22 protein-coding genes are annotated in these 25080 nt (G+C 62.3%); 10 read left to right on the top strand and 12 right to left on the bottom strand.

Going from position 1 to position 25080, the window contains the following annotated elements; genetic code table 11:
• Nucleotides 1-27: 27 nt before the first annotated feature.
• From QMO80_RS22460 to QMO80_RS22445, 4 genes are all read right to left on the bottom strand, one after another.
• Nucleotides 28-378 carry a hypothetical protein gene (locus QMO80_RS22460; RefSeq protein WP_283200625.1) on the bottom strand — a complete coding sequence of 117 codons (351 nt, stop codon included), beginning with the start codon at nucleotides 376-378 and terminating at the stop codon, nucleotides 28-30.
• Nucleotides 379-507: 129 nt separating this feature from the next.
• Nucleotides 508-798 carry a hypothetical protein gene (locus QMO80_RS22455; RefSeq protein ID WP_283200624.1) on the bottom strand — a complete coding sequence of 97 codons (291 nt, stop codon included), beginning with the start codon at nucleotides 796-798 and terminating at the stop codon, nucleotides 508-510.
• 183 nt (nucleotides 799-981) lie between these two features.
• Nucleotides 982-1731: an SDR family oxidoreductase gene (locus QMO80_RS22450; protein ID WP_283200623.1), complete on the bottom strand. Its 750-nt coding sequence runs from the start codon at nucleotides 1729-1731 to the stop codon at nucleotides 982-984.
• The gene (locus QMO80_RS22445; RefSeq protein WP_283200622.1) at nucleotides 1724-2473 is read right to left on the bottom strand and encodes an SDR family NAD(P)-dependent oxidoreductase; all 750 of its coding nucleotides are present in this window, start codon (nucleotides 2471-2473) and stop codon (nucleotides 1724-1726) included. The genes QMO80_RS22450 and QMO80_RS22445 overlap by 8 nt, the downstream gene beginning before the upstream one ends.
• A 98-nt stretch (nucleotides 2474-2571) precedes the next feature.
• Between QMO80_RS22445 and QMO80_RS22440 the strand changes: the two genes are divergently transcribed.
• Both QMO80_RS22440 and QMO80_RS22435 read left to right on the top strand, forming a co-directional pair.
• Nucleotides 2572-5613, top strand: coding sequence for an FAD-binding and (Fe-S)-binding domain-containing protein (locus QMO80_RS22440; RefSeq protein ID WP_283200621.1), 3042 nt, complete (start codon nucleotides 2572-2574; stop codon nucleotides 5611-5613).
• A gap of 60 nt (nucleotides 5614-5673) precedes the next feature.
• Entirely contained in the window at nucleotides 5674-6405 is a 732-nt protein-coding gene (locus QMO80_RS22435; protein ID WP_097628120.1) for a FadR/GntR family transcriptional regulator, read from the top strand.
• 36 nt (nucleotides 6406-6441) lie between these two features.
• Here QMO80_RS22435 and QMO80_RS22430 read toward each other — a convergent pair whose 3' ends face one another.
• From QMO80_RS22430 to QMO80_RS22405, 6 genes are read right to left on the bottom strand one after another with little or no spacing between them, the layout of a single operon-like run.
• Nucleotides 6442-8127: a thiamine pyrophosphate-binding protein gene (locus QMO80_RS22430; RefSeq protein ID WP_283200620.1), complete on the bottom strand. Its 1686-nt coding sequence runs from the start codon at nucleotides 8125-8127 to the stop codon at nucleotides 6442-6444.
• Between the two features lie 20 nt (nucleotides 8128-8147).
• Nucleotides 8148-9341 (bottom strand): FAD-binding oxidoreductase, encoded by a 1194-nt coding sequence (locus QMO80_RS22425; protein WP_283200619.1) that lies wholly within the window; start codon nucleotides 9339-9341, stop codon nucleotides 8148-8150.
• Nucleotides 9342-9348: 7 nt separating this feature from the next.
• Nucleotides 9349-10161, bottom strand: a complete 813-nt coding sequence (locus QMO80_RS22420) for an NAD(P)-dependent oxidoreductase (RefSeq protein ID WP_283200618.1) — start codon at nucleotides 10159-10161, stop codon at nucleotides 9349-9351.
• 12 nt (nucleotides 10162-10173) lie between these two features.
• Nucleotides 10174-11385 (bottom strand): pyridoxal phosphate-dependent aminotransferase, encoded by a 1212-nt coding sequence (locus QMO80_RS22415; protein ID WP_283200617.1) that lies wholly within the window; start codon nucleotides 11383-11385, stop codon nucleotides 10174-10176.
• Nucleotides 11382-13049, bottom strand: a complete 1668-nt coding sequence (locus QMO80_RS22410) for a hydantoinase B/oxoprolinase family protein (protein ID WP_283200616.1) — start codon at nucleotides 13047-13049, stop codon at nucleotides 11382-11384. The genes QMO80_RS22415 and QMO80_RS22410 overlap by 4 nt, the downstream gene beginning before the upstream one ends.
• A 10-nt stretch (nucleotides 13050-13059) precedes the next feature.
• Complete coding sequence (locus QMO80_RS22405; protein ID WP_283200615.1) at nucleotides 13060-15141, bottom strand: hydantoinase/oxoprolinase family protein; 2082 nt, start codon at nucleotides 15139-15141, stop codon at nucleotides 13060-13062.
• 308 nt (nucleotides 15142-15449) lie between these two features.
• Between QMO80_RS22405 and QMO80_RS22400 the strand changes: the two genes are divergently transcribed.
• The 8 genes from QMO80_RS22400 (at nucleotide 15450) to QMO80_RS22365 (ending at nucleotide 23600) form a co-directional block, all read left to right on the top strand.
• Nucleotides 15450-16565 carry an ABC transporter substrate-binding protein gene (locus QMO80_RS22400; RefSeq protein ID WP_131710463.1) on the top strand — a complete coding sequence of 372 codons (1116 nt, stop codon included), beginning with the start codon at nucleotides 15450-15452 and terminating at the stop codon, nucleotides 16563-16565.
• A 76-nt stretch (nucleotides 16566-16641) separates the two neighbouring features.
• Nucleotides 16642-17559, top strand: coding sequence for a branched-chain amino acid ABC transporter permease LivH (locus QMO80_RS22395; RefSeq protein ID WP_097628128.1), 918 nt, complete (start codon nucleotides 16642-16644; stop codon nucleotides 17557-17559).
• A 15-nt stretch (nucleotides 17560-17574) separates the two neighbouring features.
• Entirely contained in the window at nucleotides 17575-18885 is a 1311-nt protein-coding gene (gene livM / locus QMO80_RS22390; protein ID WP_283200614.1) for a high-affinity branched-chain amino acid ABC transporter permease LivM, read from the top strand.
• Nucleotides 18882-19700, top strand: a complete 819-nt coding sequence (locus QMO80_RS22385) for an ABC transporter ATP-binding protein (protein WP_283200613.1) — start codon at nucleotides 18882-18884, stop codon at nucleotides 19698-19700. Before livM ends, QMO80_RS22385 begins: the two co-directional genes overlap by 4 nt.
• A complete protein-coding gene (locus tag QMO80_RS22380) occupies nucleotides 19697-20431 on the top strand; it encodes an ABC transporter ATP-binding protein (protein ID WP_097628131.1) in 735 nt (244 codons plus the stop codon). The genes QMO80_RS22385 and QMO80_RS22380 overlap by 4 nt, the downstream gene beginning before the upstream one ends.
• A 13-nt stretch (nucleotides 20432-20444) precedes the next feature.
• Nucleotides 20445-21875 (top strand): aldehyde dehydrogenase family protein, encoded by a 1431-nt coding sequence (locus tag QMO80_RS22375; protein ID WP_283200612.1) that lies wholly within the window; start codon nucleotides 20445-20447, stop codon nucleotides 21873-21875.
• A 10-nt stretch (nucleotides 21876-21885) separates the two neighbouring features.
• Nucleotides 21886-22647, top strand: coding sequence for an electron transfer flavoprotein subunit beta/FixA family protein (locus QMO80_RS22370; RefSeq protein ID WP_283200611.1), 762 nt, complete (start codon nucleotides 21886-21888; stop codon nucleotides 22645-22647).
• 23 nt (nucleotides 22648-22670) lie between these two features.
• Entirely contained in the window at nucleotides 22671-23600 is a 930-nt protein-coding gene (locus QMO80_RS22365; protein WP_283200610.1) for an electron transfer flavoprotein subunit alpha/FixB family protein, read from the top strand.
• 12 nt (nucleotides 23601-23612) lie between these two features.
• Here the strand turns inward: QMO80_RS22365 and QMO80_RS22360 are convergent, their stop codons facing one another.
• On the bottom strand, nucleotides 23613-23891 hold the full coding sequence (locus QMO80_RS22360; RefSeq protein WP_283200609.1) for a DUF6522 family protein: 279 nt from the start codon (nucleotides 23889-23891) through the stop codon (nucleotides 23613-23615).
• A gap of 3 nt (nucleotides 23892-23894) precedes the next feature.
• Nucleotides 23895-25073: an HPP family protein gene (locus QMO80_RS22355; RefSeq protein WP_283200608.1), complete on the bottom strand. Its 1179-nt coding sequence runs from the start codon at nucleotides 25071-25073 to the stop codon at nucleotides 23895-23897.
• Between the last annotated feature and the right edge of the window lie 7 nt (nucleotides 25074-25080).

Genomic DNA, 25080 nt, shown 5'->3' with positions numbered 1-25080 from the left:
TCCTCCAAGCACAGTTGAATGAGCCGTTCAGGGCGTGTTGATGGTCGGCAGAAAATCCTCCACCTGTTTACGCTCATCTTTTGAAAGCGTCTCCACCCGCTCCTTCCAGAACCGTTCGGCCTCCGGCGGATCCTCTTCCCATTGGCGGACCTCGGTGATGTTGTCGTCAATTTTGGATCGGCGGCAGCCGCCGAGTCTCAGATATTCCTTCGCAAGTTTCAGGCTGGGGGTTTCGCTGTCGCCGCCGCCTATTAGCGCGCCTACACTCCTGCGGGCATTCTCCAACGTCCGGCGACGATCATCCGCCGCCTGCTGCGTGTCGGCGGAGCGTGCGTCGTCAGTGCCGCTTTCCGGCGGCACGGCGGATTTGGACGTCATATCGGTCCTCCTTCCATTCATGCAAAGGATGTTGTGATCCGATAACCCTCGCGGGTAGCGAGAGTTCCCACCGATAGCAATGATCTGAGTGAGGGCTCGGGCCGGAGCGCCCGGCCGGCATCCTGGCCGTCAATGAACGGCCATGCTCACCATGCGATAGGGGTGCACGGCCTCGAACTGCGATATCATCGCCGTTGCCCGCAGCAGCACGCACTCGGCATTCTCGGGATCGTCACGGGCCAGCTCATCGGCGCTGACCCGGATTGCTTCAGCCATGTTGATGGAAAGTTCTGCAAATTGCGCATCGCCCTCGACAAGGGCCTCACGTGCCGTGTCTTCCAGCGAACGGGCGATGTCGACGAAAATCTCCTCGCGTTCCTCGACGCTGAGGTCTTTGATTATATTGGTCTTCTCTTCCATGACAGGCACTCCGGAAAGACGTGGGAATCATCGTCTTTCATTTCGAACGCCGGAGCCACGCTTCTGTTCCCTGGAGGGGCGAGACGGGCGCCTCGGCGGCGGCATTGTTTGCCGGGCGATCGAGGCGCCGGATTGCCGGAACCGAAGGCTCGGTCATCGGCGGCAAGTCTGCGGATCGCCCGCTTACTGCTCAGAGAATTTGACCATCGCACCGCCGCCGGTCGCCTGGTCGGTCGGGAAGACCTCGATCCGGGACACGTCGACGAAAACAGGAAGCTCGATGGCATTCGCGATGATCGAAGCGATGTGAGCGGGCTGTATCGGGCGGTAGCTGTCGTAAAGCAGGGTTCGCGCCTGATTGCCGGCCATTGCGGTTCGGTAGAGATCCGTCTGCACGCGGCCCGGCACCACCTCCGTCACCCGCACCGAGCTTCCGAGCAGGTCGCAACGCAGATTGTCGCAGAACAGGCTGAGCCCGGCCTTCGACGGGCCGTAGGCGGCCATATTCGGATAGGGCGCCTGACCGCCGCTCGAACCGATATAGATGAGATGGCCACGCTTTCGCTCGACCATGGCAGGCAGGAACGCGCGGGTCAGATGCATCGGCGCTTTGAGATTGATGTCGATCATCGCATCGATCTCGGAAGGCTCGATCTCGCTGAATGTCGCCCGCGTCGAGAGAATGCCGGCATTGTTGATCAGGATATCGACATCAACACCGTCAAGCTGCCGCACGATTTCAGCGGTATCGCGGACATCGGCCCGGATCGGCTTCGCCCCGCTCTCGCCGGCCAGTTCATCTAGCGCTTCGGCGTTTCGGCCGACGGCATAAACCGTCAACCCCATGTGGCGCAGCCTGTCGACGGTGGCGCGGCCGATGCCGCTCGTCGCACCCGTGACGACGGCGACCCGATAGGCCAGCGGCTCAGACATAGATATAGCCTCCGCTGACGACGACGTTTTCGCCGGTGGCATAGGTGTTGCGGCTCGACGCCATCATGACGATCCATTCCGCCATCTCGACCGGCTCGGCCGCGCGGCCGAGCGCGCTGGCCTTGGCGAGCTCGGGCAGAAATCCGAGCTCCTTTGCGCGGTCGGTCGCAAAACCGGCGGGTGCGACGGAATTGACAAGGATCTGATCCTTGGCGCATTCCTGGGCAAAAGATTTCGTCAGGCTGACGACGGCTGCCTTGGTGGCGGCATAATGGGCGTTTTGGGGGTGGGCCTTGAAAGCATCGACCGAGGTCACGTTGACGATCCGCCCCGTCACCGCGGGCGCGTTCACATATTGGCGCATATGCAGGACGGCGGCGACCATCATATGATAGGTACCCTTGACGTTGATCGCATTTTCGAGATCCCACTCCTCGTCGGTGATCTCGAGGATAGGCCGCCTGGGATAGATGGCGGCGCTGTTGACGAGCACATGGATCCGGCCGAGCGTGCCGGCGATCTCGTTGAAGCCGCGATGCGCCGTTTCCGCCTTGGAAATATCGGCAACGGCCGTTGCAACCTCGGCGCCGAGCGCGCGCAGCGCCGCAGTCGACGCGGCCAGCAGTTCCTCATTGCGATCGATGAGCCCGATCCTGGTGGCCCCATGGGTGATCATGAGCTTCGCTGTCGTCAATCCGAGCCCGGAAGCGCCGCCGACGATGATTGCGGTCTGGTTCTTCAAAGTTCCACCTCATTGTTTGGCGTTGCGCCGTCGTCATTGTATGTTATCACTTATATGCTAAGCTTGGCAAAGCTCAAGTGCATTCTGAAGGTTTCGAAATGATTCCACGCCTCCAGCCGAAGGTTTCAATCCCCCTGCCCCCCGCAGGTTTCTTCCAGCGGCTTGTCGAGGCGGGGTTTTCCGGCGATATCGAAACCGGCGCGGCAAGCCGAACCGTGTTTTCGACCGACAATTCCATCTACCAGGTCGAACCGACCGGCATCCTTTTTCCGCGGGCCGTCGAAGACCTGCAGGTCGTGGCGGCCGTGCTATCGGAACCCGCCTTCCGAGGGATCAGCCTCGCGCCGCGCGGCGGCGGCACCGGCACCAACGGTCAATCGCTGACATCGGGCATTGTGCTGGACTGTTCGCGGCACATGACGTCCGTTCTCGAGATCGATCCCGTCCGAAGGATTGCGCGCGTCCAGGCGGGCGTCGTCAAGGATCAGTTGAACCGGGCATTGAAGCCCCATGGCCTCTTTTTCGCTCCCGAACTCTCCACCTCCAACCGCGCCACCGTCGGCGGCATGATCTCCACCGACGCCTGCGGCCAGGGCTCCTGCCTCTACGGTAAGACCAGCAACCACGTCCTCGGATTGCGTGTCGTGCTCACTGATGGATCCGACTTTTGGTCGCGCCCGCTCGACGCGGAGGCGTTCGAGGAGACCGTCGCGCGAGAGGGCAGAATCGGCGAGATCCACAGGACGGTCGAACGGATCGCGCGGGAAAAGCACGAGCGGATCGCCGAGATCTTCCCGAAGCTGAACCGCTATATGACCGGCTACGACCTCGCCCATGTCACACGTGACGACGGACACTTCGACCTCAATGCCATACTCTGCGGCTCGGAGGGAACGCTGGCGATGATCGCAGAAGCCGAACTCAACCTTCTGCCGATCCCCGCCCATGCGGCGTTGATCAACATCCGCTACGGCGACTTCAACACCGCCCTGGAGGATGCCCGCAACCTCGTGGCGCTGAACGTCGCCTCGGTGGAAACGGTCGACGAGAAAGTTCTCGGCCTCGCGAAAGGCGACATCGTCTGGACCGGCATTGCCCGCTTCTTTCCCGACGATCCGGACAGCACGACGAACGGCATCAACATTGCCGAAGTGCTCGCCGACGATGAAGAGGAACTCGAACGCCAGCTTGCGGAGGTGACCGCCGCGCTCGACACGGGCGCGAATGCCCGCCATGCCGGCTATACGATCGCCCGGGGTCATGCCGATGTCGAGGCGATCTGGTCGATGCGCAAGCGCGCGGTCGGCCTGCTCGGCAACGTGGAAGGGCCGGTCAGACCCGTCGCTTTCGTCGAGGATACGGCCGTGCCGCCGGAAAATCTGGCGGCCTATATTCGCGACTTCCGTGCGCTTCTCGATGGCGCGGGCCTTTCCTACGGCATGTTCGGCCATGTCGACGCCGGCGTCCTGCACGTGCGGCCGGCGCTCGACCTCACCTGCGACGATCATATCAGGCTGGTTCGCGAAGTCAGCGACGCCGTCGTGGCGCTCACCCGCAAATATGGCGGCGTGCTCTGGGGAGAGCATGGCAAGGGCGTACGTTCGGAATATGTGCCGGAATTTTTCGGCGATCTTTATCCCAGCCTGCAGGAGATCAAGCGGGCATTCGATCCCGAGAATCGGCTCAATCCTGGCAAGATCGCGACCCCTTCCGCGGAGGGACTGACGAAGATCGACGATGTTCCGTTGCGCGGAGGCATCGATCGCATCATCGGCAACGAGATCCGCTCCGCCTTCGACAACGCCGCCTATTGCAACGGCAACGGCGCCTGCTTCGATTTCGACGAAACGAGCCCGATGTGCCCCTCCTACAAGGCGACGCGCGACCGGCGCTTTTCGCCCAAGGGCCGCGCCGCGCTGATGCGGGAATGGCTGAGGCTGCTTGCTGAAAAAGGCATCGACCCCCGCGAGGAGGCGGCGCGCCTGCGGCGGAGCATTCCGTTCGCCAGCCTCGCGCGGCGCGCCTTCAATTCGCTGAACCCGGCAAACCGCGATGACTTTTCCCACGAGGTGCGCGCGGCGATGGACACGTGCCTAGCCTGCAAGGCCTGCGCGGGGCAATGTCCGGTGAAGGTGAGCGTGCCGGCCTTCCGCTCGAAATTCCTCGAACTCTATTACGGACGCTACCTCCGCCCGCTGAAGGATCCGCTGGTCGCGGCGATCGAAACCACCCTGCCGCTTGTCCGGCGCATCCGGCCCGCCTATAATCTGGTCGTGGGCACGCGCGCCGGCAGGACGATGATGCGTGTCGCCGGGCTGACCTCCCTGCCGCATCTGCCGCGGACCTCGCTCGCCAGGGAAGCCGCCCGCCTCGGCGTGCCGCTTGCGACCTCTCAAACGATCGAAGCTCTGCCGCCGCAAGAACGGCAGCGCTGCGTCGTCTTCGTCGCCGACGCCTTCACCGCCTATTTCGATCCTGACGTTGCGCTTGCCGCAATCGGGCTCGCCAGGGAAATCGGGCTCACGCCGTTCCTTGCAGCCTCCCACACCAATGGCAAAGCCCTGCATGTTCATGGCTATCTCGGACGCTTCGAGGCGGCGGCCAAGCGGACGGCCCGCTATCTCGAGCGACTGGATGAAACAGGCGTGGCGCTCGTCGGGCTCGATCCATCGATGACGCTCGCCTTTCGCAGCGAATATAACGGGATATCGAAGGCCAATGTCCTGCTGCCGCAGGAATGGCTGGTCGCCAACCTCGATCGGCTCGCCGCCTCGCCTTCCGCTGCCGAAGGCAAAAGCTTCCGCTTGATGGCCCATTGCACCGAGCGCACCAATGCGCCCGCCTCCGTCGCACAATGGCAGAAAATATTCGAAAGCCTCGGCATCGACCTTCAGGCGGCACAAACCGGCTGTTGCGGCATGGCCGGCACCTTCGGCCACGAGGCCCGCAACCGGCCGATCTCCGAACGTCTCTACGCAATGAGCTGGAAGCCCGAGCTTGATGCGGCCGGTGAAGCCTATATCCTCATGGCGACAGGATATTCGTGCCGCTCCCAGGTAAAGGAAATCGACGGCAAGCGTATCCCGCATCCGTTTCAGGTCATCAACCGGATAATTTCCGAAAAGCCGGACATCTCGTGATCATATGTGGCATGACATGTGATATGTGCTAAATTCGATCGTGGAAACCGGAGCACACAAGTGTCAATCATCACGCAACGAGGCAATCTCGCGGAAATCGTCGTTGCGAAGCTGATGGAGCGCATCGACTCCGGCCTTTATGCACCCGGCGAGAAAATTCCGTCAAGTGCCCAGCTGTGCGAGGAATTCGGCGTTTCCCGAACCGTCATTCGCGAGGCGCTCACCTCGCTCAAGGTCGGCGGCAGGGTGACCGCGCGCCAGGGCGCCGGCGTCTATGTTTCCGACAAGGATGCCAAGACTCTCAATTTCGAGATCAGCCGCATCGAGGATATTCGCTCGGCGATGCAAATCCTGGAATTGCGGCTCGGCGTCGAGATCCAGTCCGTCGCGCTTGCAGCCGCGAGGCGTACGCCAGAGGCGCTTGCCGAGATCGCCCGGGCCTACGACGCCCTCGAAAACCTGGTCACCGATGATGCCGTCGTCGAGGCGCGCGCCGATTACGAATTCCACCTTGCGATCGCCCGTGCCACCCGCAATCCGCATTTTCCGAGTTTTCTGGAAGCGGTGATGGAGAGCATCAATTTCGATCTCGTGCTCAAGCATCGGCAATCGGCGCGCGGCTACAGCGGTTATCTGAAGAAGATAAACAAGGAACATGCCGCCATTCTGGCCGCGATCACCCAGGGTGACGTCAAGGCCGCGAAGAACGCGCTGATCACCCACCTGGAAGAAAGCTTGCATCGTTACCGCACGATGCTTGACGAGCCGGCGAGCATCGACGCGGAAGATTGAAGCGCGCCGCCTGGCTTTCAGGCGGCGCATTCCCGATCATTTTCCCTGAGCAATCGCCTGCTGGCGAATCTGCGTCAGGCTCATTTTCGGCGTCAGCGCTTCCGGGTCGATTCGGATTTCGATGAGGCCGGGCTTGCCCGATGCCTCGCAGCGTTCGAAAGCGCCGGCGAAGTCCTCCGTCTTCTCCACGGTCTCGCCATGCAGGCCGTAGGACCGCGCCAGCGCGGCAAAATCCGGGTTCGTCAGGCGGGTGCCGGAAACACGGCCGGGATAGCTGCGCTCCTGATGCATGCGGATCGTTCCGTACATGCCGTTGTTGATGACGAGGAAGATCGCCCGGGCGTCATATTGCATCGCCGTTGCGAGTTCCTGGCCGTTCATCAGGAAACATCCGTCGCCGGCAAAGGCAACCACCGTGCGCGAGGGATCGGTGATCTTGGCGGCGACCGCCGCCGGCACGCCATAACCCATGGAGCCGTTGGTCGGCCCGAGCTGGGTGCGGAACGAGCGATACTGATAGAAACGATGCGCCCAGGCGGAATAATTGCCGGCGCCGGTGGTCAGGATGGCATCGGGTTTGAGATGGCCGCGCAGCCATTCCATGATGTCGCCCATCTGCACCGGACCCGGCACCTCGGGATGCTTGAGGTTTTCGAGGTAGTCGGTATGGGCAGTCCTGGTCCAATCCGTCCATACCGGTGCGACAGGCGGCTTCAGCTTTGCCGCCTGCGACAAGAAACCGGCGACACTGGCATTGATCGGCAGGCTTGCGTGATAGACCCGCCCGAGTTCTTCGGCGCCAGGATGGATGTGAACGAGTGACTGCCTCGGAACGGGAATGTCGATCAGCGTATAAGCGCCTGTCGTCATCTCCCCGAGACGGGCGCCGATCGATATCAGCAGATCGCAATCCTTGATATGCCGGATCAGCTTCGGCCCTGCGGCAAGGCCGAGATCGCCGGCATAGTTTTGATGCTCGTTGTCGAACAGATCCTGGCAACGGAAGGACGCGGCGATCGGCAGGCTGAAGGCTTCCGAAAAGGCCTTCAGATCGGCAACGGCCTGCTGCGTCCAGCCGCCGCCGCCGACGACCGCCATCGGGCGCTTGGCCTGCGAGAGAAGACCGAGCAGTTCCTCCAATTGCTGTTCGCCGGCAAAGGCTTCGACCTTTTTGTGGGGCGGCGTGTCGGCGACATCGACCATATCGGTCAGCATATCCTCGGGAAGCGCGACGACCACCGGTCCCGGCCGGCCGTTGACGGCGCGGTGGAACGCCTGGCTGATGAGTTCGGGGATGCGGGCGGCGTCCTCGATCTCGACCACCCATTTCGCCATCTGGCCGAACATCCGGCGATAATCGATCTCCTGGAATGCTTCGCGCTCCATCTGGTCGCGCGCCACCTGGCCGATGAACAGGATCATCGGCGTCGAATCCTGGAAAGCCGTATGCACGCCGATAGACGCATTCGTGGCGCCCGGCCCGCGGGTCACGAAACAGATGCCGGGCTTGCCGGTCATCTTGCCGTAGGCTTCCGCCATATAGGCAGCCCCGCCCTCCTGCCTGCAGATGACGAATTCGATGGCCTCTTCTAGGTCGTGGAAGGCGTCGAGGGCGGCAAGATAGCTTTCACCCGGCACGCCGAACACACGATCGACGCCGTGGATGCGCAAGGCATCGACGAGCACCTGGCCGCCGCTGCGCTTTGATGTTTCGTTTCTCATCGGGTTCCCTCTCCTGTTCGTTAGATGACGGCGTCTTCGAGGAAGGGCCGGTTCACCGTCACCCGCTCATAGCCGAATGGCGAAAGATCGAGGGTCTTGAAGCCGCCATAGGCGATCAGCTCCGAGAGACCCCGGCCCATCGCCGGCGACTGCTGCAGGCCGTGGCCTGAGAAGCCGTTTGCAAAGAGGAAATTTCCGACTTCCGTATGCGGCCCGAGGACGACATTGTGGTCGAGGGTGCAGTAGTCGTAATGGCCGGCCCAGGAGTTGACGACCTTGATCGCTTCGAAGGCCGGAACCCGGTTCGCCAGGATCGGCCAGATTTCCTCGTCGAATTCGTCATGCATGACGTCGAAATCGTTCGGGTCCACTTCCGGATCGTGTTTGGGATAGGTGCCCATCAGATAGAATTTGCCTTCCGGCCGGAAGAAAACGCCCGTCGGATCGATCGTCAGGCCGACTTTTCCCTCGAGCGGCGTGCGGCAATCGACGACGAACAGCGAGCGCCGCCGCGGCTCGATGGGAACGTCGAGACCGGCCATCCGCGCAACCTTCTTGCCGTTGGTGCCTGAGGTATTGACCATCGTGCCGCATGCGATCGTCTGACCGCTCTTCGTCGATACGGATACGACGCGGTCTCCCTCTCTGTTGACGGCGACGACCTCGTCTTCGATGTATTCGACCCCGAGCGAGCGAGCCTTCTTGCGAAAGCCCTGCAGCAGGCCGACACTGTCGAACCAGCCCTCGCCACGCTCACCGGTGCTGCCGAGCGTCAGCCCTTCGAGATTGAGCCAGGGAAACCGCCGGCCGAGGCTGTCAGGATCGAGAAGCGTCACCTCGGCGCCGCAGGAAAGCTGGGTCTCGTGATTGCGTCTCAAGACCTGATCGCCGCGCTCGTCCTCGGCAAGGAACAGGTAACCGGCCTCGTGAAAGCCGATCTCCGGCGTGTCGTCATCGATGGCGACGTTTTCCTTGAAGTTGCGGATGAACTCCGTGCCGAATTGCGAGACCTTGACGTTGATTGCATTGGAGAACTGGTGGCGGATGGAACTGGAGGAAAGCGCGGTGGCCGAGCGTTGATAGGTCCAGTCCTTTTCGATCACCAGGACCGAACCCTTGAAATCGGGATTGGTCGCGAGGAAATAGGCGGCCGAACTGCCGACCACCGCGCCGCCGACGATCACCACGTCATAGGATGACTTGGATGCTTGCATCGGCGTCTCACTTCTTCTCGTCTTCGAAATGGCCGGCGGCGGCAAAGCTGCCGCCCTGGAAGCGCACGGCCGGATCGTTGGGATCGCCCTGCTGTGTCTTCGCGAAGACCTTTTCTTCGTAGTCGTCGGCGCTGTCTTCCGGCTTGTAACCGAGGGAAGCCGCCGTACGGTTGTCCCAGAAAGCCCGGCTGTTGTCGGACATGCCATAGGCGACCATGAAGCCGACGCGTTCGGCCGACAGGCTCTTTTCGACGAGCTGGCGGCAATCGCGATAGGAAAGCCAGGTGATGAGATGGCGCCGGTCCGTCGGCTCCGGGAAGGAGGAGCCGATGCGCAGACTGACCGTCTCGATGCCGAACTTGTCGAAATAATAGCGGCCGAGGTTTTCGACGAAGGTCTTCGACACGCCGTAGAGGCTGTCGGGGCGGGTTGGCGCGTTGCCGTCGATCGTCTCGGTGCGCTCGTAAAAACCGATAGCGTGAACGGAGCTGGCATAGACGATACGCTTGACGCCGTGCTGCCGGGCCGCCTCATAAATGTTGTAGCTGCCGACGATATTGGCGTTGAGAATGGTGTTCCAGGACGCTTCCAGCCCCTGGCCGCCCATATGGATGATGGCGTCGCAGCCCTCCACCGCTTTCAAGACGGCGTCGAAATCGGAAAGATCAGCCGGAACATCCTCCTCGTGCGGAGCAAGGTTTTCGCAGGGTTTGCGCGCCGACAGCCTGACGATCTTGCCGAGCCTTGTTCCGGATTCGCGCAGCTGGGTTCCGAGAGCGCCAGCCGCGCCGGTAAGAAGCGTGCGCTGATAATCGGTCATAATATTTTCCCCTTAGCGAAGTCTGGCCAGCGCATCGGCGGTGCGCTCGATGGCAATGGCGAGATTTTCGCGCGATGTTGCGAACGAAAGGCGGATATAGGGCTCGACGCCGAAAGCGGCACCGGGGACGGTGGCGACCTTCCCCTCTTTCAGGAGATAGGAGGCCAGTTCCGTATCGTTGGAAATCCGGGTGCCGTCAGGCGCCGTCCTGCCGATATAGCCGGCGCATTTGGGGAAGAGGTAGAAGGCGCCTTCGGGCGCCCGCACTTCGAGGCCCGGTATCGCGGCGAAACCCTTGGCGACAAGTTGGCCGCGCGCCTTATATTCAGCAACCGCCGTCGTGACGAAGTCTTGAGGGCCGTCGAGGGCGGCAGCGGCCGCGACCTGGGTGATGGAGGACGGGCAGGTCGTGCTCTGCGACTGGAGCTTGTTCAAGGTCTTGGTCAATTGCTTCGGACCAGCCGCATAGCCGAGGCGCCATCCCGTCATCGCATAGGCCTTCGAAACGCCGTTGATGATCAGCGTGCGCTCTTTCAGCTCCGGGCAGGCGACGGCGAAGGAGGTAAACGGCACGTCGGCGCAGACGATATGCTCGTAGATCTCGTCCGACATGATGGCGACATGGGGATGGCGCGCCAGCACCGCGCCCAGCGCCCTCAACTCGTCCGCCGTGTAGATCGCGCCGGTCGGGTTCGATGGCGAGTTGAACAGGAACCAGCGCGTCCTTGGCGTAATCGCCGCTTCGAGGCGTTCCGGCGTGATCTTGAAGGCATCCTCGACGCCGCAGGCAACGACCTTCGGCACGCCGCCATGCAGGATGACGATGTCGGTGTAGGAGACCCAGTAGGGCGCCGGCACGACCACTTCGTCGCCGGGCTCCAAGGTGGCGAGGAAAGCGTTGAAGAGGATCTGCTTGGCGCCGTTGCCGATGGAGATTTCGTCCATGGCATAGTCGAGGCCGTTTTCGCGCTTGAACTTGGCGACGATAGACTGGCGCAGTTCCGGCAGGCCGTCCGGCGCCGTATAGCGCGTGAAGCCGCGCTTCATCGCCTCGATCGCAGCTTCGACGATGTGAGCGGGCGTATCGAAATCGGGCTCGCCGAGCGACAGGTCGATGACATGCTCTCCCTTGGCCCGCATTGCCTTGGCGGCCATGGAGACCGCCATGGAGGGCGAGGACTTGATCGTCGCGACACGCGCGCTTTCGAATGCAATCATATTCATACCTTGCCTCCCTGGGTCCGGCTCCGGCCGTAGGCGCCAGCCTGTTCTTCGGTGATGTATCCATGCCTGAGATCGTGTTCGACCGCCTCACTCGGGCGGGCGGCCGGATCGCCGTAACCGCCGCCGCCCGGAAGCGAGAGAACGAGGCGGCGGCCTTCCGGCACGAACTGCAGCCCCTTGCCCTTGAGAACCGTGCCGTCATCGAGCGCAACGGCGCCGGCCGCGCCGTCCAATCCGCCGTCACGACCGCGCGCGGGATGGCCGAGCCTGTCGAACATGGCGGAGAAACGGAAGCTGAAGCCTTCGGCCGCCTCGATCTCGATCATCTGGCCGAGACCGCCGCGCTGCCCGCCCGCTCCTCCTGAACCCTCGCGCAGTTCCTTGCGCCAGACGATCACCGGGCCGACATTCTCCGTCGCCTCGATCGGCATCGTGTGCACGCCGCTCGGAAAGGCGGTGGCGTTCAAGCCGTCGAGCGAGGCACGCGCACCGGAACCGCCGGAATTGAACATCAGGATTTCCGCGCCCTTGCCGCCGATCTGGTCGGAAAGCGGGCGCACGCTCATATGCAGATTCCAGAGCGCGCTCGCGCCTTCGGCCGGCACCTGGCCCGGGAGCGCCTGATGCAGCGCGCCCAAAACGAGATCCGGCACGAAATGGCCGAGGACGTGGCGCACCGCGACCGGCGCCGGCCGCTTGGCGTTGAGGATGCAGCCTTCAGGCGCCACCACGTCGAAGGGGGCGAGAGAGGCCGCATTGTTCGGAATCTCAGGCGCCACCACGCATTTGATGCCGTAGCAGGCATAGGCCTTTGCATAGACGAGCGGCACGTTGATGCCGAACTTGCTCATGCCGGAGGTGCCGTCGAAATCGACGACGATGCCCTCGGGACCGATGCTGAGCCTGGCTGCCAGATGCACCGGCTCGTCATAGCCGTCGAGATCGAGGCTGTAGCTCCAGGCGCCATGCGGAAGGTTCCTCAGCCGCTCCAGCGTGGCCTCGCGGCTGTGCTTGAGGATGAAGGTGCCGATCGTCGACAAGTCGGAGAGATTGAATTCCGTCAGCATGTCGATGAGCCGGCGATGGCCGGTCTCGTTGCAGGCGGCGAGCGCATAGAAGTCGCCGACGACCTTGTCGCTTTCGCGCACATTGTTGCGGACGATGTGGATCAGCGTCCGGTTCAACTCGCCGCGCTCGAAGAACTTCATGATCGGGATGAAGATGCCTTCTTCATAGACCTCGCGCGCATCCGGGCCGAACCCGCGGCCGCCGACATCGACGACATGGGCGGTCGAGGCGAAATAACCGACCAGCTTGCCGCGATGGAAGGAGGGCGTGACGACGGTGATGTCGTGCAGGTGGCCCGTCCCCTTCCACGGATCGTTGGTGATGTAGACGTCGCCTTCGAAGATATTCTCCGGCCCGATATCGGCAATGAAATGCGCGACGGATTCCGCCATCGCATTGACGTGGCCGGGCGTACCGGTCACCGCCTGCGCCAGCATGCGGCCGTCGAGGTCGAAAACGCCGGCCGACAGATCGCCCGCCTCGCGGACGGAGGTGGAGAAGGCCGTGCGGATCAGCGTCTGCGCCTGCTCCTCGACGACGGAAATCAGCCGGTTCCACATGACCTGCATATGGATATCGATCATGGATTTGTTCATGTGACGATCCTCAGATCCGGGTTACGAGCAGGCAGCCGTCGTGCTGGACGATGGCCTTGAAGGAGGCGGTAAGGACCGCCGATGTCTCGCGCTCGACGATGACGGCGGGACCCTTGACGACGTCGCCCGGCCTCAGCGTGGTCCGCTCGTGAATGCCGGCGTCGAGATAGGCGCCCTGCGAGGCCTCGAACAGGCGGCGGGTCTTGACCGGCGGCACGACACCGCCTTCGGCGACGGAAGGGATGCGCTCGACCGGCGGCAGCGGCGAACTCGCCTTGACCGACCAACTGACGATCTCGATATCCAAACCTTCGATGGCACGACCGAAGAAGCGCTCATATTCACGCTCGAACGCGGCTGCGATCGCTTCAGCGCTCGTTGAATCGAAGTTGTCTTCAGCAAGCGGCACCGGAATGTCCCAGCCCTGCCCGGCATAGCGCATGAAGAGCGTGCGTTCGATGACCGGAGCCCCGGCGTCGAGACCGCCTTCGACGAAGCCGAGCGCTTCAGCCTTCATGGTTTCCAGCAGCCGGTTGGCCTCGGCATATTCGAAATGCGACGGGTTGAAGACGGCGCTGCGGACCGATTCATAGCCGAACGGCGCCTTGAGGAAGCCGATCGCTGAACCGACGCCGGCGCCGGGTGGCACGAGGAAGGTCGAGATCCCCATCTTTTCGCAGAGCCGCGCGGCATGCAGCGGGCCTGCGCCGCCGAAGGTGATCATGGTGAAATCGGAAATGTTCTTTCCGTTCTCGACGGTATGGACGCGGCCGGCATTTGCCATGTTCTCATCCACCATCTCGCAGGTGCCGTAGGCGGAAGCTTCCGGGTCGAGGCCGATGACTGCGCCGATATCGTCGCTCATCGCCTTACGGCTCGCCTCGATGGAAAGCGGGATGGCGCCGCCGGCGAAATTATCGGGATCGAGCTTACCGAGGATCAGGTCCGCGTCGGTTACCGTCGGATTCTTGCCGCCGCGCTGATAACAGGCCGGCCCCGGCTCGGAGGCAGCCGAATGCGGCCCGACGCGGATCTGGCGCATGCCGTCGACCGAAGCGATCGAACCGCCGCCCGCGCCGATTTCCACCATTTCGACGACAGGGATGGAAATCGGCATGCCGGATCCCTTGCGGAAGCGATAGGTGCGCGCGACCTCGAAAGTCTTTGCTGTCTTCGGCACCTGGTTTTCGATCAGGCAGATCTTCGCGGTCGTGCCGCCCATGTCGAAGGACAGAACTGTATCGAGGCCATATTGGCGGGCGATGTCGGCCGCAAAAATCGCGCCGCCCGCAGGACCGGATTCGACGAGGCGCACCGGAAATTCGGAGGCGCTCTCGACCGAAACGATCCCACCGCCGGAGTGGATCATAAAGACCGGGCAGCCGACGCCGATCTCCTTCAGCGACACGACGAGACGGTCGAGATAGGATTTGATCGCCGGCTTAACATAGGCATTGGCGCAGACCGTGTTGAAGCGCTCGAACTCGCGCATCTGCGGCGAAACTTCCGACGAGATCGAAACGGAAATATCGGGAAGCCGCTTCAGGATCGCATCGCGGACGGCAATTTCATGCGCGCCGTTGGCATAGGCATGAATGAAGCCGATCGCGACACTTTCATAGCCGCCCGCCGCAATCTTCCCGACGGCTGCGGCGACCGAGGCCTCGTCCAGATCGAGCAGGACCTTGCCGGTAGCATCGATACGCTCGCGTATGACGAAGCGGTCGGCGCGGGCGATCAGCGCCGGCGGCAGGGAAATATTGAGATCATATTGTTCGAAACGGTTCTCGGTGCGCATCTCCAGCACATCGCGAAACCCTTCGGTCGTCACGAAAGCGGTCCTGGCGCCGCGCCGCTCGATGAGAGCGTTGGTGGCAAGCGTTGTGCCGTGGATAAGGATGCCGATCTCCGAAAGGGCGATGCCCGCCATCTCGGCGACGGATTTGACGCCCTTCAGGATCGCCCGCTCCGGCGCCGTATAATCGGTCAATATCTTCGTCGAGTGAAGCGTCCCATCGAGGTCGAGAGCGATATCCGTAAAGGTGCCGCCGATATCGACGCCCACCCGGCAGTTTCGTGGCGTGCTGCTCACCGTCTTGTTCCCCAGTTCTCACGTTCGAGTCCGCACTCATGCGGCCCCGCATCCAGCCATTCTTCACTGTTGCCAGCGCCGCTGCAACATTTCCGCTTGACGATCTTCGTATATGTCACTTATCATATAAGTGTCAATTGGAAAAACAGTCAAAAATCTCGAAACGCGCTTTCCAAGCGTTTTTTTGAGAACGACGAATAACTGAATAAAAATAATGACTTCGCGTGACGGCAAAGAGTGAATGCGGGCCGAACCCGCATCCCGAAAGACAAGAACATCAGAGTTGCTTCAACCAGAGGGAAAGCACAATGAAATCCATCTCAACGCTTCTTACGGCGACCACGCTCGCCTCCGCCCTGCTCTTTTCCAGCGCTTTCGCAGCCGACACGATCAAGATCGGCGTCGCCGGCCCCTTTACCGGCGCCAATGCGACCTTCGGTGAGCAGGTGTTCAGCGGCGTCTCGGCCTATGTCGGCGACGTCAACGCCAATGGCGGCATCAACGGCAAGAAGATCGAACTGGTGAAGGGTGACGACGCTTGCGAACCGAAGCAGGCAGTGGCGGTCGCCAACCGTTTCGTCGACCAGGACAAGGTCCAGGCCGTGATCGGGCATTTCTGCTCGTCCAACACCATCCCGGCGTCCGAAGTCTACAATGACGCCGGCATCCTCGAAATGACGCCCTCCTCGACCAACCCGACCGTGACCGATCGCGGCTTCGATAATCTGTTCCGCGGCTGCGGCCGTGACGACCAGCAGGCCGTGGTGGCCGGCAGCTTCATTCTGGATACGCTGAAGCGGGACAAGATCGCCCTCATCCATGACAAGGACACTTATGGCCAGGGCCTGGTGGACGCCGTCAAGAAGACGATCGAAGCGCGCGGCGTAAAGCCGGTCATGTATGAGGGTCTCACCCGCGGCGAACGCGACTTCAATGCGCTCGTCACCAAGATCAAGAGCTCCGGTGCCAACGCCGTCTACTTCGGCGGGCTCATTCCCGAAGGCGGCCCGCTGATCCGCCAGTTGAAGGAGCAGGGTGTCGACGTGGCCGTCGTCAGCGGCGACGCCTTCGCCCAGGCAGAACTCGTCGCAGCCGCCGGCGGCGCTCAGAATCTGAAGAACGTCTACTATTCGGCGACACCGGATCCGCTGGCGGATCCGTCCACGCAGGGCGTCCAGGATGCGCTGAAGAAAGCCAATATTACGCCCGCCAACTACGTGCTCTACGGCTATGCCAATGCGCAGGCGGTCGTCGCCGCGCTGAAGGCCGGCGACGAGCTGAAGGCCCAGGCCGACTATCTTCGCAACAACACCGTCGATTCCGCCATCGGCAAGATCACCTGGGATGCGAAGGGCGACATCAAGGACTTCAAGTTCGTCTTCTACAATTTCGACGACAAGGGAAGCCCTGTTTTGGTGAAGTAAGGCAATTTTGCCGGATCGGCCGGACCGCAAGGTTCGGCCGGCTTATCCATCCCCGAAAACATAAGAGGGGTTCACCATGGACTTTTACATCCTGGTTCAACAATTATTCAACGGCATCACGCTCGGGACGATCTACGGCCTGATCGCGGTCGGATACACCATGGTCTACGGCGTCATCCGGATGATCAACTTCGCCCATGGCGACGTCTACATGGTATCGGCCTATATCGCCGCCATCACCCTTGCCGTGCTTGCTTATTTCGGCGTCCAGTCGGTTCCCTTCGCCTTGATATCCGTGCTGGTGATCAGCTGCGCAATCACCGCCGTTTATGGCTGGGTGATCGAGCGCGTGGCCTATCGACCGCTTCGCGGCTCGACCAAGCTTGCTCCGCTCATCTCGGCGATCGGCATCTCGCTCATGCTGCAGAGCTACGTCCAGATCGCCCAGGGCGCGCGCGACCAGGGCGTACCGACGCTGATCCAGGGAGCGTTCCGGATCGGCAACGAAACTCACTTCGCGCAGATCACCTATATGCAGACGGTCATCCTGTTCGCCTCGCTGATCGCCATGGGTTTGCTCACCTATGTGATCAACTACACGAGGATCGGCCGCGAGTGCCGCGCCACCCAGCAGAATATCCGCATCTCGGCGATCCTGGGGGTCAATACCGACCGGATCATCTCGACGGTGTTCGTCATGGGCGCAGCGACCGCCGCCGTTGGTGGAACGCTGGTCACCTTCAATTACGGGTCTTTCAACTTCTTCATCGGCTTCGTCATGGGCATCAAGGCCTTCACGGCCGCGGTTCTCGGCGGAATCGGCTCGCTGCCGGGTGCTGTGCTCGGCGGCATCGTCCTCGGCCTGACGGAGGCGCTGTTCGCCGGCTATGTCAGCACCGACTACAAGGACGTCTTCGCCTTCGCGCTGCTCATCACCCTTCTGTTTTTCCGACCGTATGGCCTGCTTGGCCGTCCTGAAATCCAGAAAGTCTGAGGAGGAGCAGAAATCATGGAACCCAATCGCCTTCACACGCTCCTCAAACAAGCGCTCCTCACCTTCACGGTCTCCATCATCTTGTTCGGCCCGATCTCGGGACTGGTGCTCGACGGATTTTCTTTCACCAACGAACTGACGCGGGCGCTGCTGCTCGCCGCCATTGTCACGGTGGGCCGATCGGCGCTCTCGCTATTTCAGATGAGCAGCCTCGGTCGAAAGTTCAGCCTGCGCATGGCAGGCAACAGCGCCGGCGTGACCGTCATGAACGGCAAGGAACGGTCGCCGATGCTCGTCCTTGCCCTGTTGTTTGTCGCAGGGCTGAGCCTGCCGTTTTTTGCCGACAAATATTTCCTAGGCATTGCGATCCTCGCGCTGATCTACTGCCTGCTCGGCCTGGGGCTAAACATCGTCGTCGGGCTTGCCGGCCTGCTGGACCTCGGCTACGTCGCCTTCTACGCCGTCGGCGCCTATCTACTGGCGCTCGGATCGCAATATCTTGGCCTGGGATTCTGGAGCGCGCTGATCCTTGCCCCGTTCCTCGCCGGCCTTTGCGGCATGGTTCTCGCCTTTCCCGTCCTCAAGATGCATGGCGATTACCTTGCTATCGTCACGCTCGGCTTCGGTGAAATCATCCGCCTGGTGCTGAACAACTGGCTTGAGTTCACCGGCGGCCCCAACGGCGCTCCGGTTCCGCCGCCGACCTTCTTCGGCCTCGAATTCACCCGCACGGCCAAACAGGGCGGCGTGCCCATTCATGAATATCTGGGCATCCCCTACAGTGCGGATTACAAGTTCTGGTTCCTCTATTTCGTGCTGTTTCTCGTCGTCTGCTTCGTTATCTACGCGGTGGAGCGGCTGCGCGTCATACCGCTCGGCCGCATGTGGGAAGCACTGCGCGAAGACGAGATCGCCTGCCGTTCGCTCGGCGTCAATCACGTCTTCACCAAGCTCACCGCCTTCATGCTCGGCGCTTCCACCGGCGGGCTGGCCGGCGTCTTCTTCGCCGCACAACAGGGTTTCGTGAACCCGACATCCTTCACCTTTTTCGAATCCGCGCTGATCCTGGCAATCGTCGTGCTCGGCGGCCTGGGATCGACGGCAGGCGTCATCGCCGCGGCTCTGGTCCTCACCATTCTTCCCGAGCTCCTGCGCGAGTTCGCCGAATACCGGGTGCTGGTCTTCGGCATTCTGATGGTCGTCATGATGATCTGGAAGCCGCGCGGGCTAGTCCGCATCAAGCGCCCGGCTTTCTTTCCGAGCACGATGGAAGAAGGCGTCGGCAGCGCACTGTCCTTCCCGAGCAAGGCAGAGGCGGGGCGATGAGCAAAACCATCCTCGACGTACAGAACGTCACGATGCGTTTCGGCGGCATCGTCGCCAACCGGAACGTCAGCTTCACCGTCGAACGCGGCGCGGTGACCGCGCTGATCGGCCCGAACGGCGCCGGCAAGACGACGATGTTCAACTGCATCACCGGCTTCTATCGCGCCAGCGAAGGCCGCATCATCCTGAACGGGCGCGATGGCCCGGCCGATATCGGCGAGCTGGTGACGAAACCGATCACCGGCGGCTCGCACCTCGTCACCCGCGCCGGGATCGCCCGGACGTTCCAGAACATCCGCCTGTTCAAGGAAATGTCCGTCATCGAGAACCTTCTGGTCGCCCAGCACCTCGCGACCCGCAACAATATTCTGAGCGGCGTTTTCCGCACCCCGACCTTCCGCAAGGCCGAAGACGAGGCAGTCGACCGCGCCTATCATTGGCTGAGACAGATGAATCTTGCCGAGGACGCCAACCGCCTTGCCGGCGAGCTGCCCTATGGCCGGCAGCGCCGCGTCGAGATCGCCCGCGCCATGTGCACGAGCCCGAGCCTCATATGCCTCGACGAACCGGCCGCCGGCCTGAACCCCTCGGAAACCCGGGATCTTGCGGAGGTCATCCAGCGGCTCTGCGCCGACCACGACCAGACGGTGCTCGTCATCGAGCATGACATGGGCCTCGTCATGCGCATTTCAAACCACATCGTCGTGCTCGATCATGGCGAGGTCATCTCCGACGGCACGCCTGAACACGTCGCCAACGATCCGGCCGTCGTCGCGGCCTATCTCGGCGTCAGCGAAGAGGAGGTCCATGCATGAGCCAGCCATCCGACACGCCGGTGCCGCTTCTAGAATTCGCCGACGTTCATGCCCATTACGGTCCGATCGAAGCGCTGAAGGCCATCAACGTTCATATCTCCGCCGGTGAAATCGTCAGCCTGATCGGCGCGAACGGAGCCGGCAAGACCACGCTGCTGTCCTCCATTTTCGGCGCGCCGCGCGCCTCGTCGGGCAGGATATTGCATCGCGGCGAAGACATCTCCCGCATGCCAACCAACAGGATTTCCCGACGCGGCATAGCGCTCGTTCCCGAGGGGCGTCAGATCTATCAGGAAATGTCGGTCGAAGAGAACATGATGATGGGCACGACGCCGATCGGCATGGCCTGGTTCGAAGAGGACCGGAACATCATGTTCGAGCTCTTCCCGCGCCTCAAGGAGCGCCGGAACCAGACCGCCGGCACGATGTCGGGCGGCGAACAGCAGATGCTCGCCATCGCCCGCGCGATGATGGCGCGGCCGGAGCTGATCCTGTTCGACGAACCGTCGCTGGGTCTGGCGCCGCTGATCGTCAAGCGGGTTTTCGAAGTCCTGGGAGAGATCGCGGCGATGGGCAAGACCATCTTTCTCGTCGAGCAGAACGCCAACCATGCTCTGAAGCTCTCTCAGCGCGCCTATGTCATGGTCAACGGCCGTATCCATCTCTCCGGCGACAGCGCCTCGCTTCTCGACAACCAAGACGTCCGCAAAGCCTATCTCGGACTGCACTGAACGGAAGACCTTCATGCTGCACAAGAACCTGATTGCCGGGGAATGGGTTGCAGGCGATATCTCGCTGAACATCAACCCGTCCAACACCAATGACATTGTCGGCGAATTCTCCCGCGCCAGCGCAGATGACGTCAGGACGGCGATCGCGGCCGCAAAGTCGGCTTTGCCGGTCTGGTCGCAGTCGCCGATCCTGGCACGCCATGCCATCCTGAAGAAGACCGGCGACGAGATATTGGCGCGCAAGGAGGAGCTTGGAAGCCTGCTTGCCCGCGAGGAGGGCAAGACCCTGACCGAGGCAATCGGCGAAGTCACCCGCGCCGGCCAGATTTTCGATTTCTTCGCCGGCGAGGTTCTCCGCCTGTCGGGAGAAACGCTGCCATCGGTCCGCCCCGGCGTCGGCATCGATATCACGCGCGAACCGGTGGGCGTCGTCGGGGTCATCACCCCGTGGAATTTCCCGATCGCGATTCCTGCCTGGAAGATCGCGCCCGCACTTGCTTATGGCAATACGGTCGTGCTGAAACCTGCCGATCTCGTGCCCGGCTGCGCTTGGTCCCTCGTCGAAATCCTCCATCGGGCGGGCACACCCGCCGGCGTCGTCAACCTCGTCATGGGACGCGGCAGCGTGGTCGGCCAGGCCATGCTCGACAGTCCCGATATCAATGCGCTCACCTTCACCGGATCAGCGGCGACCGGAAAACGCGTCGCGCTTGCCTCGATAGAGCATAACCGCAAGTTCCAGCTGGAAATGGGCGGCAAGAACCCCTTCGTGGTCCTCGACGATGCCGATCTCGACGTCGCCATCGAAGCGGCCGCCAATTCGTCCTTCTTCTCCACCGGCCAGCGCTGCACGGCATCTTCACGGCTGATCGTCACCGAAGGCATTCACGACCGCTTCGTGGCCGCACTTGCAAAACGTCTCGAGACTCTCGTCGTCGATGACGCTCTCAAGAGCGGAACGCATATCGGCCCGGTCGTCGATCAAGGCCAACTGAAGCAGGATACCGATTATATCGACATCGGCCAAAAGGAAGGCGCAAGACTGGCCTTCGGCGGCAACAGGCTGGAACGGGCAACGCCCGGCTTCTATCTCGAACCGGCGCTCTTCACCGAAGCGACCAACCAGATGCGGATCGCGCGGGAAGAAATCTTCGGCCCGGTCGCCGCCGTCATTCGGGTCAGGGATTATGACGAAGCGCTCACTGTCGCCAACGATACCAGCTTCGGCCTCTCCTCCGGCATCGCCACCACCAGCCTGAAGCATGCGACGCATTTCAAGCGCAACGCCGAGGCCGGCATGGTGATGGTCAACCTGCCGACGGCAGGCGTCGACTTCCACGTGCCGTTCGGCGGCCGCAAGGGCTCGTCCTTCGGCCCCCGCGAACAGGGCCGATATGCCGCGGAATTCTACACCTCGGTCAAGACTGCCTACACACTCGCATAGGGGGATACAAATGAAGATTCTCGTGCCCGTCAAGCGCGTCGTCGACTACAACGTGAAGATCCGGGTGAAGCCGGATGGTTCCGGTGTCGAGCTTGCCAATGTGAAGATGTCGATGAACCCGTTCGACGAGATCTCGGTGGAAGAGGCGCTGCGGCTGAAGGAAGCCGGCAAGGCTGAAGAGGTGGTGGTGGTGTCGATCGGCCCTGCGAAGGCCGAGGAGACGCTGCGCACGGCGCTTGCCATGGGTGCCGACCGGGCAATCCTGGTCGAGACCGACGATGCGGTCGAGCCGCTCGCCGTCGCCAAGATCCTCAAGGGGGTCGCCGATGCCGAACAGCCGGGATTGATCATCGTCGGCAAGCAGGCGATCGACGACGATTCGAACCAGACCGGCCAGATGCTGGCGGCCCTGCTCGGCACCGCCCAGGCGACCTTCGCCTCGAAGATCGAGATCGAAACCTCAGGTTCTGGGGGCAAGGCAACCGTGACCCGCGAGGTCGATGGCGGTCTGCAGACGATCGAGATCAAGCTGCCGGCGGTGATCACCTCGGATCTGCGTCTCAACGAACCGCGTTATGCCTCGCTGCCGAACATCATGAAGGCGAAGAAGAAGCCGCTCGACAAGAAGAGCCCTGATGATTTCGGTGTCTCCACCACGCCGCGGCTGAAGGTGCTGAAGACCGAGGAACCGTCGGGCCGCAAGGCCGGCGTCAAAGTCAAGTCGGTCGCCGAACTGGTCGACAAATTGAAGAACGAAGCCGGCGTGCTTTAAGGCAGGAAAGAGAGAACACCATCATGACCATTCTTCTTCTGGCCGACCACGACAATGTCAGCCTTTCCGACCAGACCGCCAAGGCGCTGACGGCAGCGACCCAGATCGGCTCCGACATTCATGTTCTCGTCGCCGGCAAGGGCGCCAAGGCGGCGGCCGATGCCGCGGCCAAACTCGCCGGTGTGGCGAAGGTGCTGCTGGCCGAAAGCGACGAACTCGCCAACAATCTGGCCGAGCCGCTCGCCGACCTGATCGTCTCGCTCGCCGGTGCCTACGACACCATCCTCTCGGCCGCCACCTCGGTCGGCAAGAACGTGCTGCCGCGCGTCGCCGCCCTGCTCGATGTCGCCCAGGTCTCGGAGATCATCGAAGTGATCTCATCCGATACCTTCAAGCGGCCGATCTATGCCGGCAATGCCATCCAGACGGTGCAGGCAAGCGATACCAGGAAGGTCATCACCGTGCGCACCGCCTCGTTTGCTTCCGCCGCGACAGGCGGCTCGGCAACGGTGGAGGCAATCCCGGCAATCTCCAATCCGGGTCTGTCGCGTTTCGTCGGCGATGCGCTGTCGGCCTCCGACCGTCCGGAACTGACCTCGGCGAAGATCATCCTCTCCGGCGGCCGGGCGCTCGGTTCTGCCGAGAAGTTCAGGGAGGTCATCCTGCCGCTTGCCGACAAGCTCGGCGCTGCCGTCGGTGCATCCCGTGCGGCGGTCGATGCCGGTTATGCGCCGAACGACTGGCAGGTCGGCCAGACCGGCAAGGTGGTGGCGCCGCAGCTCTATATCGCCGCCGGCATCTCAGGCGCCATCCAGCACCTGGCCGGCATGAAGGACAGTAAGGTGATCGTCGCCATCAACAAGGACGAGGAGGCGCCGATCTTCCAGGTCGCCGACTACGGCCTCGTCGCCGATCTGTTCGAGGCCCTGCCGGAACTGGAAAAGGCGCTCTGAATTGCGCAGGAGTCAGCGCGGGTGCTGTCCGGAGGATCTCCCCCGAAGAACGGTCATCTGCTCGTGCTGAACTTCATTCTTATCGTTCAGAACGGCTTGCCAAAGCCTGTTGCCGAGCCGAAGCGACACCCGTTTCGTCCCCTCGTGCTCAGCCCTGCCGATTTCCACGGAGCTGACGAAAGAGCCATGGCGCATATGGCGGCGAAGGTCGGCCAGCGACAATCCGAACCGTTCCGCCAGTTCGGACGATTCCAGGATAAAATCCCCGTTCGGGTCACGCTCGATCAACACCGCCTATTCTCCAACTGCGCTGCCCAATGACAGCAGCTTTACGCCGCCATTCAGGCCACGGCCCGAGATCGGAGCGCTGTCGTTCGGCAGCAGCCGCGCCACCGCGCTCAAGAGATCGGTCTGCGATATCAGCCCGAGGATCCTGTAGTCGTCATCGACAATGATGACGGCATGCGTACGGCCGTCGGTCAGAACGGGCAATAACGACAAAGCCGCATCAGAAGACCTCGCTACCGCCGGTCTCGAGATCGCGTGCGCGATGGTCTCCGTGCCTTCGGACAATTCCCGCAAGCCGACGGTGCCGATAAGGCGGTCCTCCGGATCCTTCACCGGCAGCGTCCGAATATTGTGCTTCAGGAGAAGATGCCGCGCCGCAGCCGGTTCCGCAGCTTCGCCGATGGCGATGACGTCACGCGACATGATATCTGCACAGCTGATCTTGTCGTTCGAGCGGATGGCGGCTTGCAGCTCGACCTGCTGCAGCAGCCGGCCGAGGTCGGCGCGGTCGATATCGAAGGTTTCGTCGAGCGCCGCGAGAGCGGCATCGACATCCTCCTCGCGAAAGCCCACCCGCACGGCCGATGGCAGATCGATCGTCTGATGGGTGTTCTCCGCCGGCTTCGGAACGAGGTGCGGATAATTCCGCTTGGAAAGCTTGTGGAACAGCAGACCAAGGCCGACGAGGATGCAGGAGTTCAGGGCGACCGGCACGAAGGGAAAGAGAAACCCCCAGCCGGCAACGACAGGACCGCCGAGCACGGCGGTCAGTGCTGCGGCGCCTCCCGGCGGATGAAGGCACCGCGTGAAGGACATCGCACCGATGGCCAGCGATACGCCGACGCCGGTCGCGATGATCGGATCGCGGATGAAGTAGGCGGCAATGATTCCCATCAGGGCGGAAATCGTGTTGCCGCCGATGATCGACCAAGGCTGCGCAAGCGGGCTTGCCGGCACCGCGAAAAGCAGCACCGCGGATGCCCCCATCGGCGCGACGATCAGGGGAAGATGTGGCCCCTGGCCGAACAGATAGCCGCTGATGACGCCGGTGAGGCCAATGGCCAGCAAAGCGCCGAGGCATGCGATCAACCGCTCTCGCAAGGTCGCTCCGGCCAGGATCGGTGAAAACAACCGGAAGCGACGGAAGCGGCTCGGCCCCACCTTCGGGGAAACGGGAGATTGCATGAGAAGA

The organism is Rhizobium sp. BT03, from assembly GCF_030053155.1.
Classification (GTDB): Bacteria; Pseudomonadota; Alphaproteobacteria; order Rhizobiales; family Rhizobiaceae; genus Rhizobium.
This window is presented reverse-complemented; position numbering and strand designations above follow the sequence as displayed.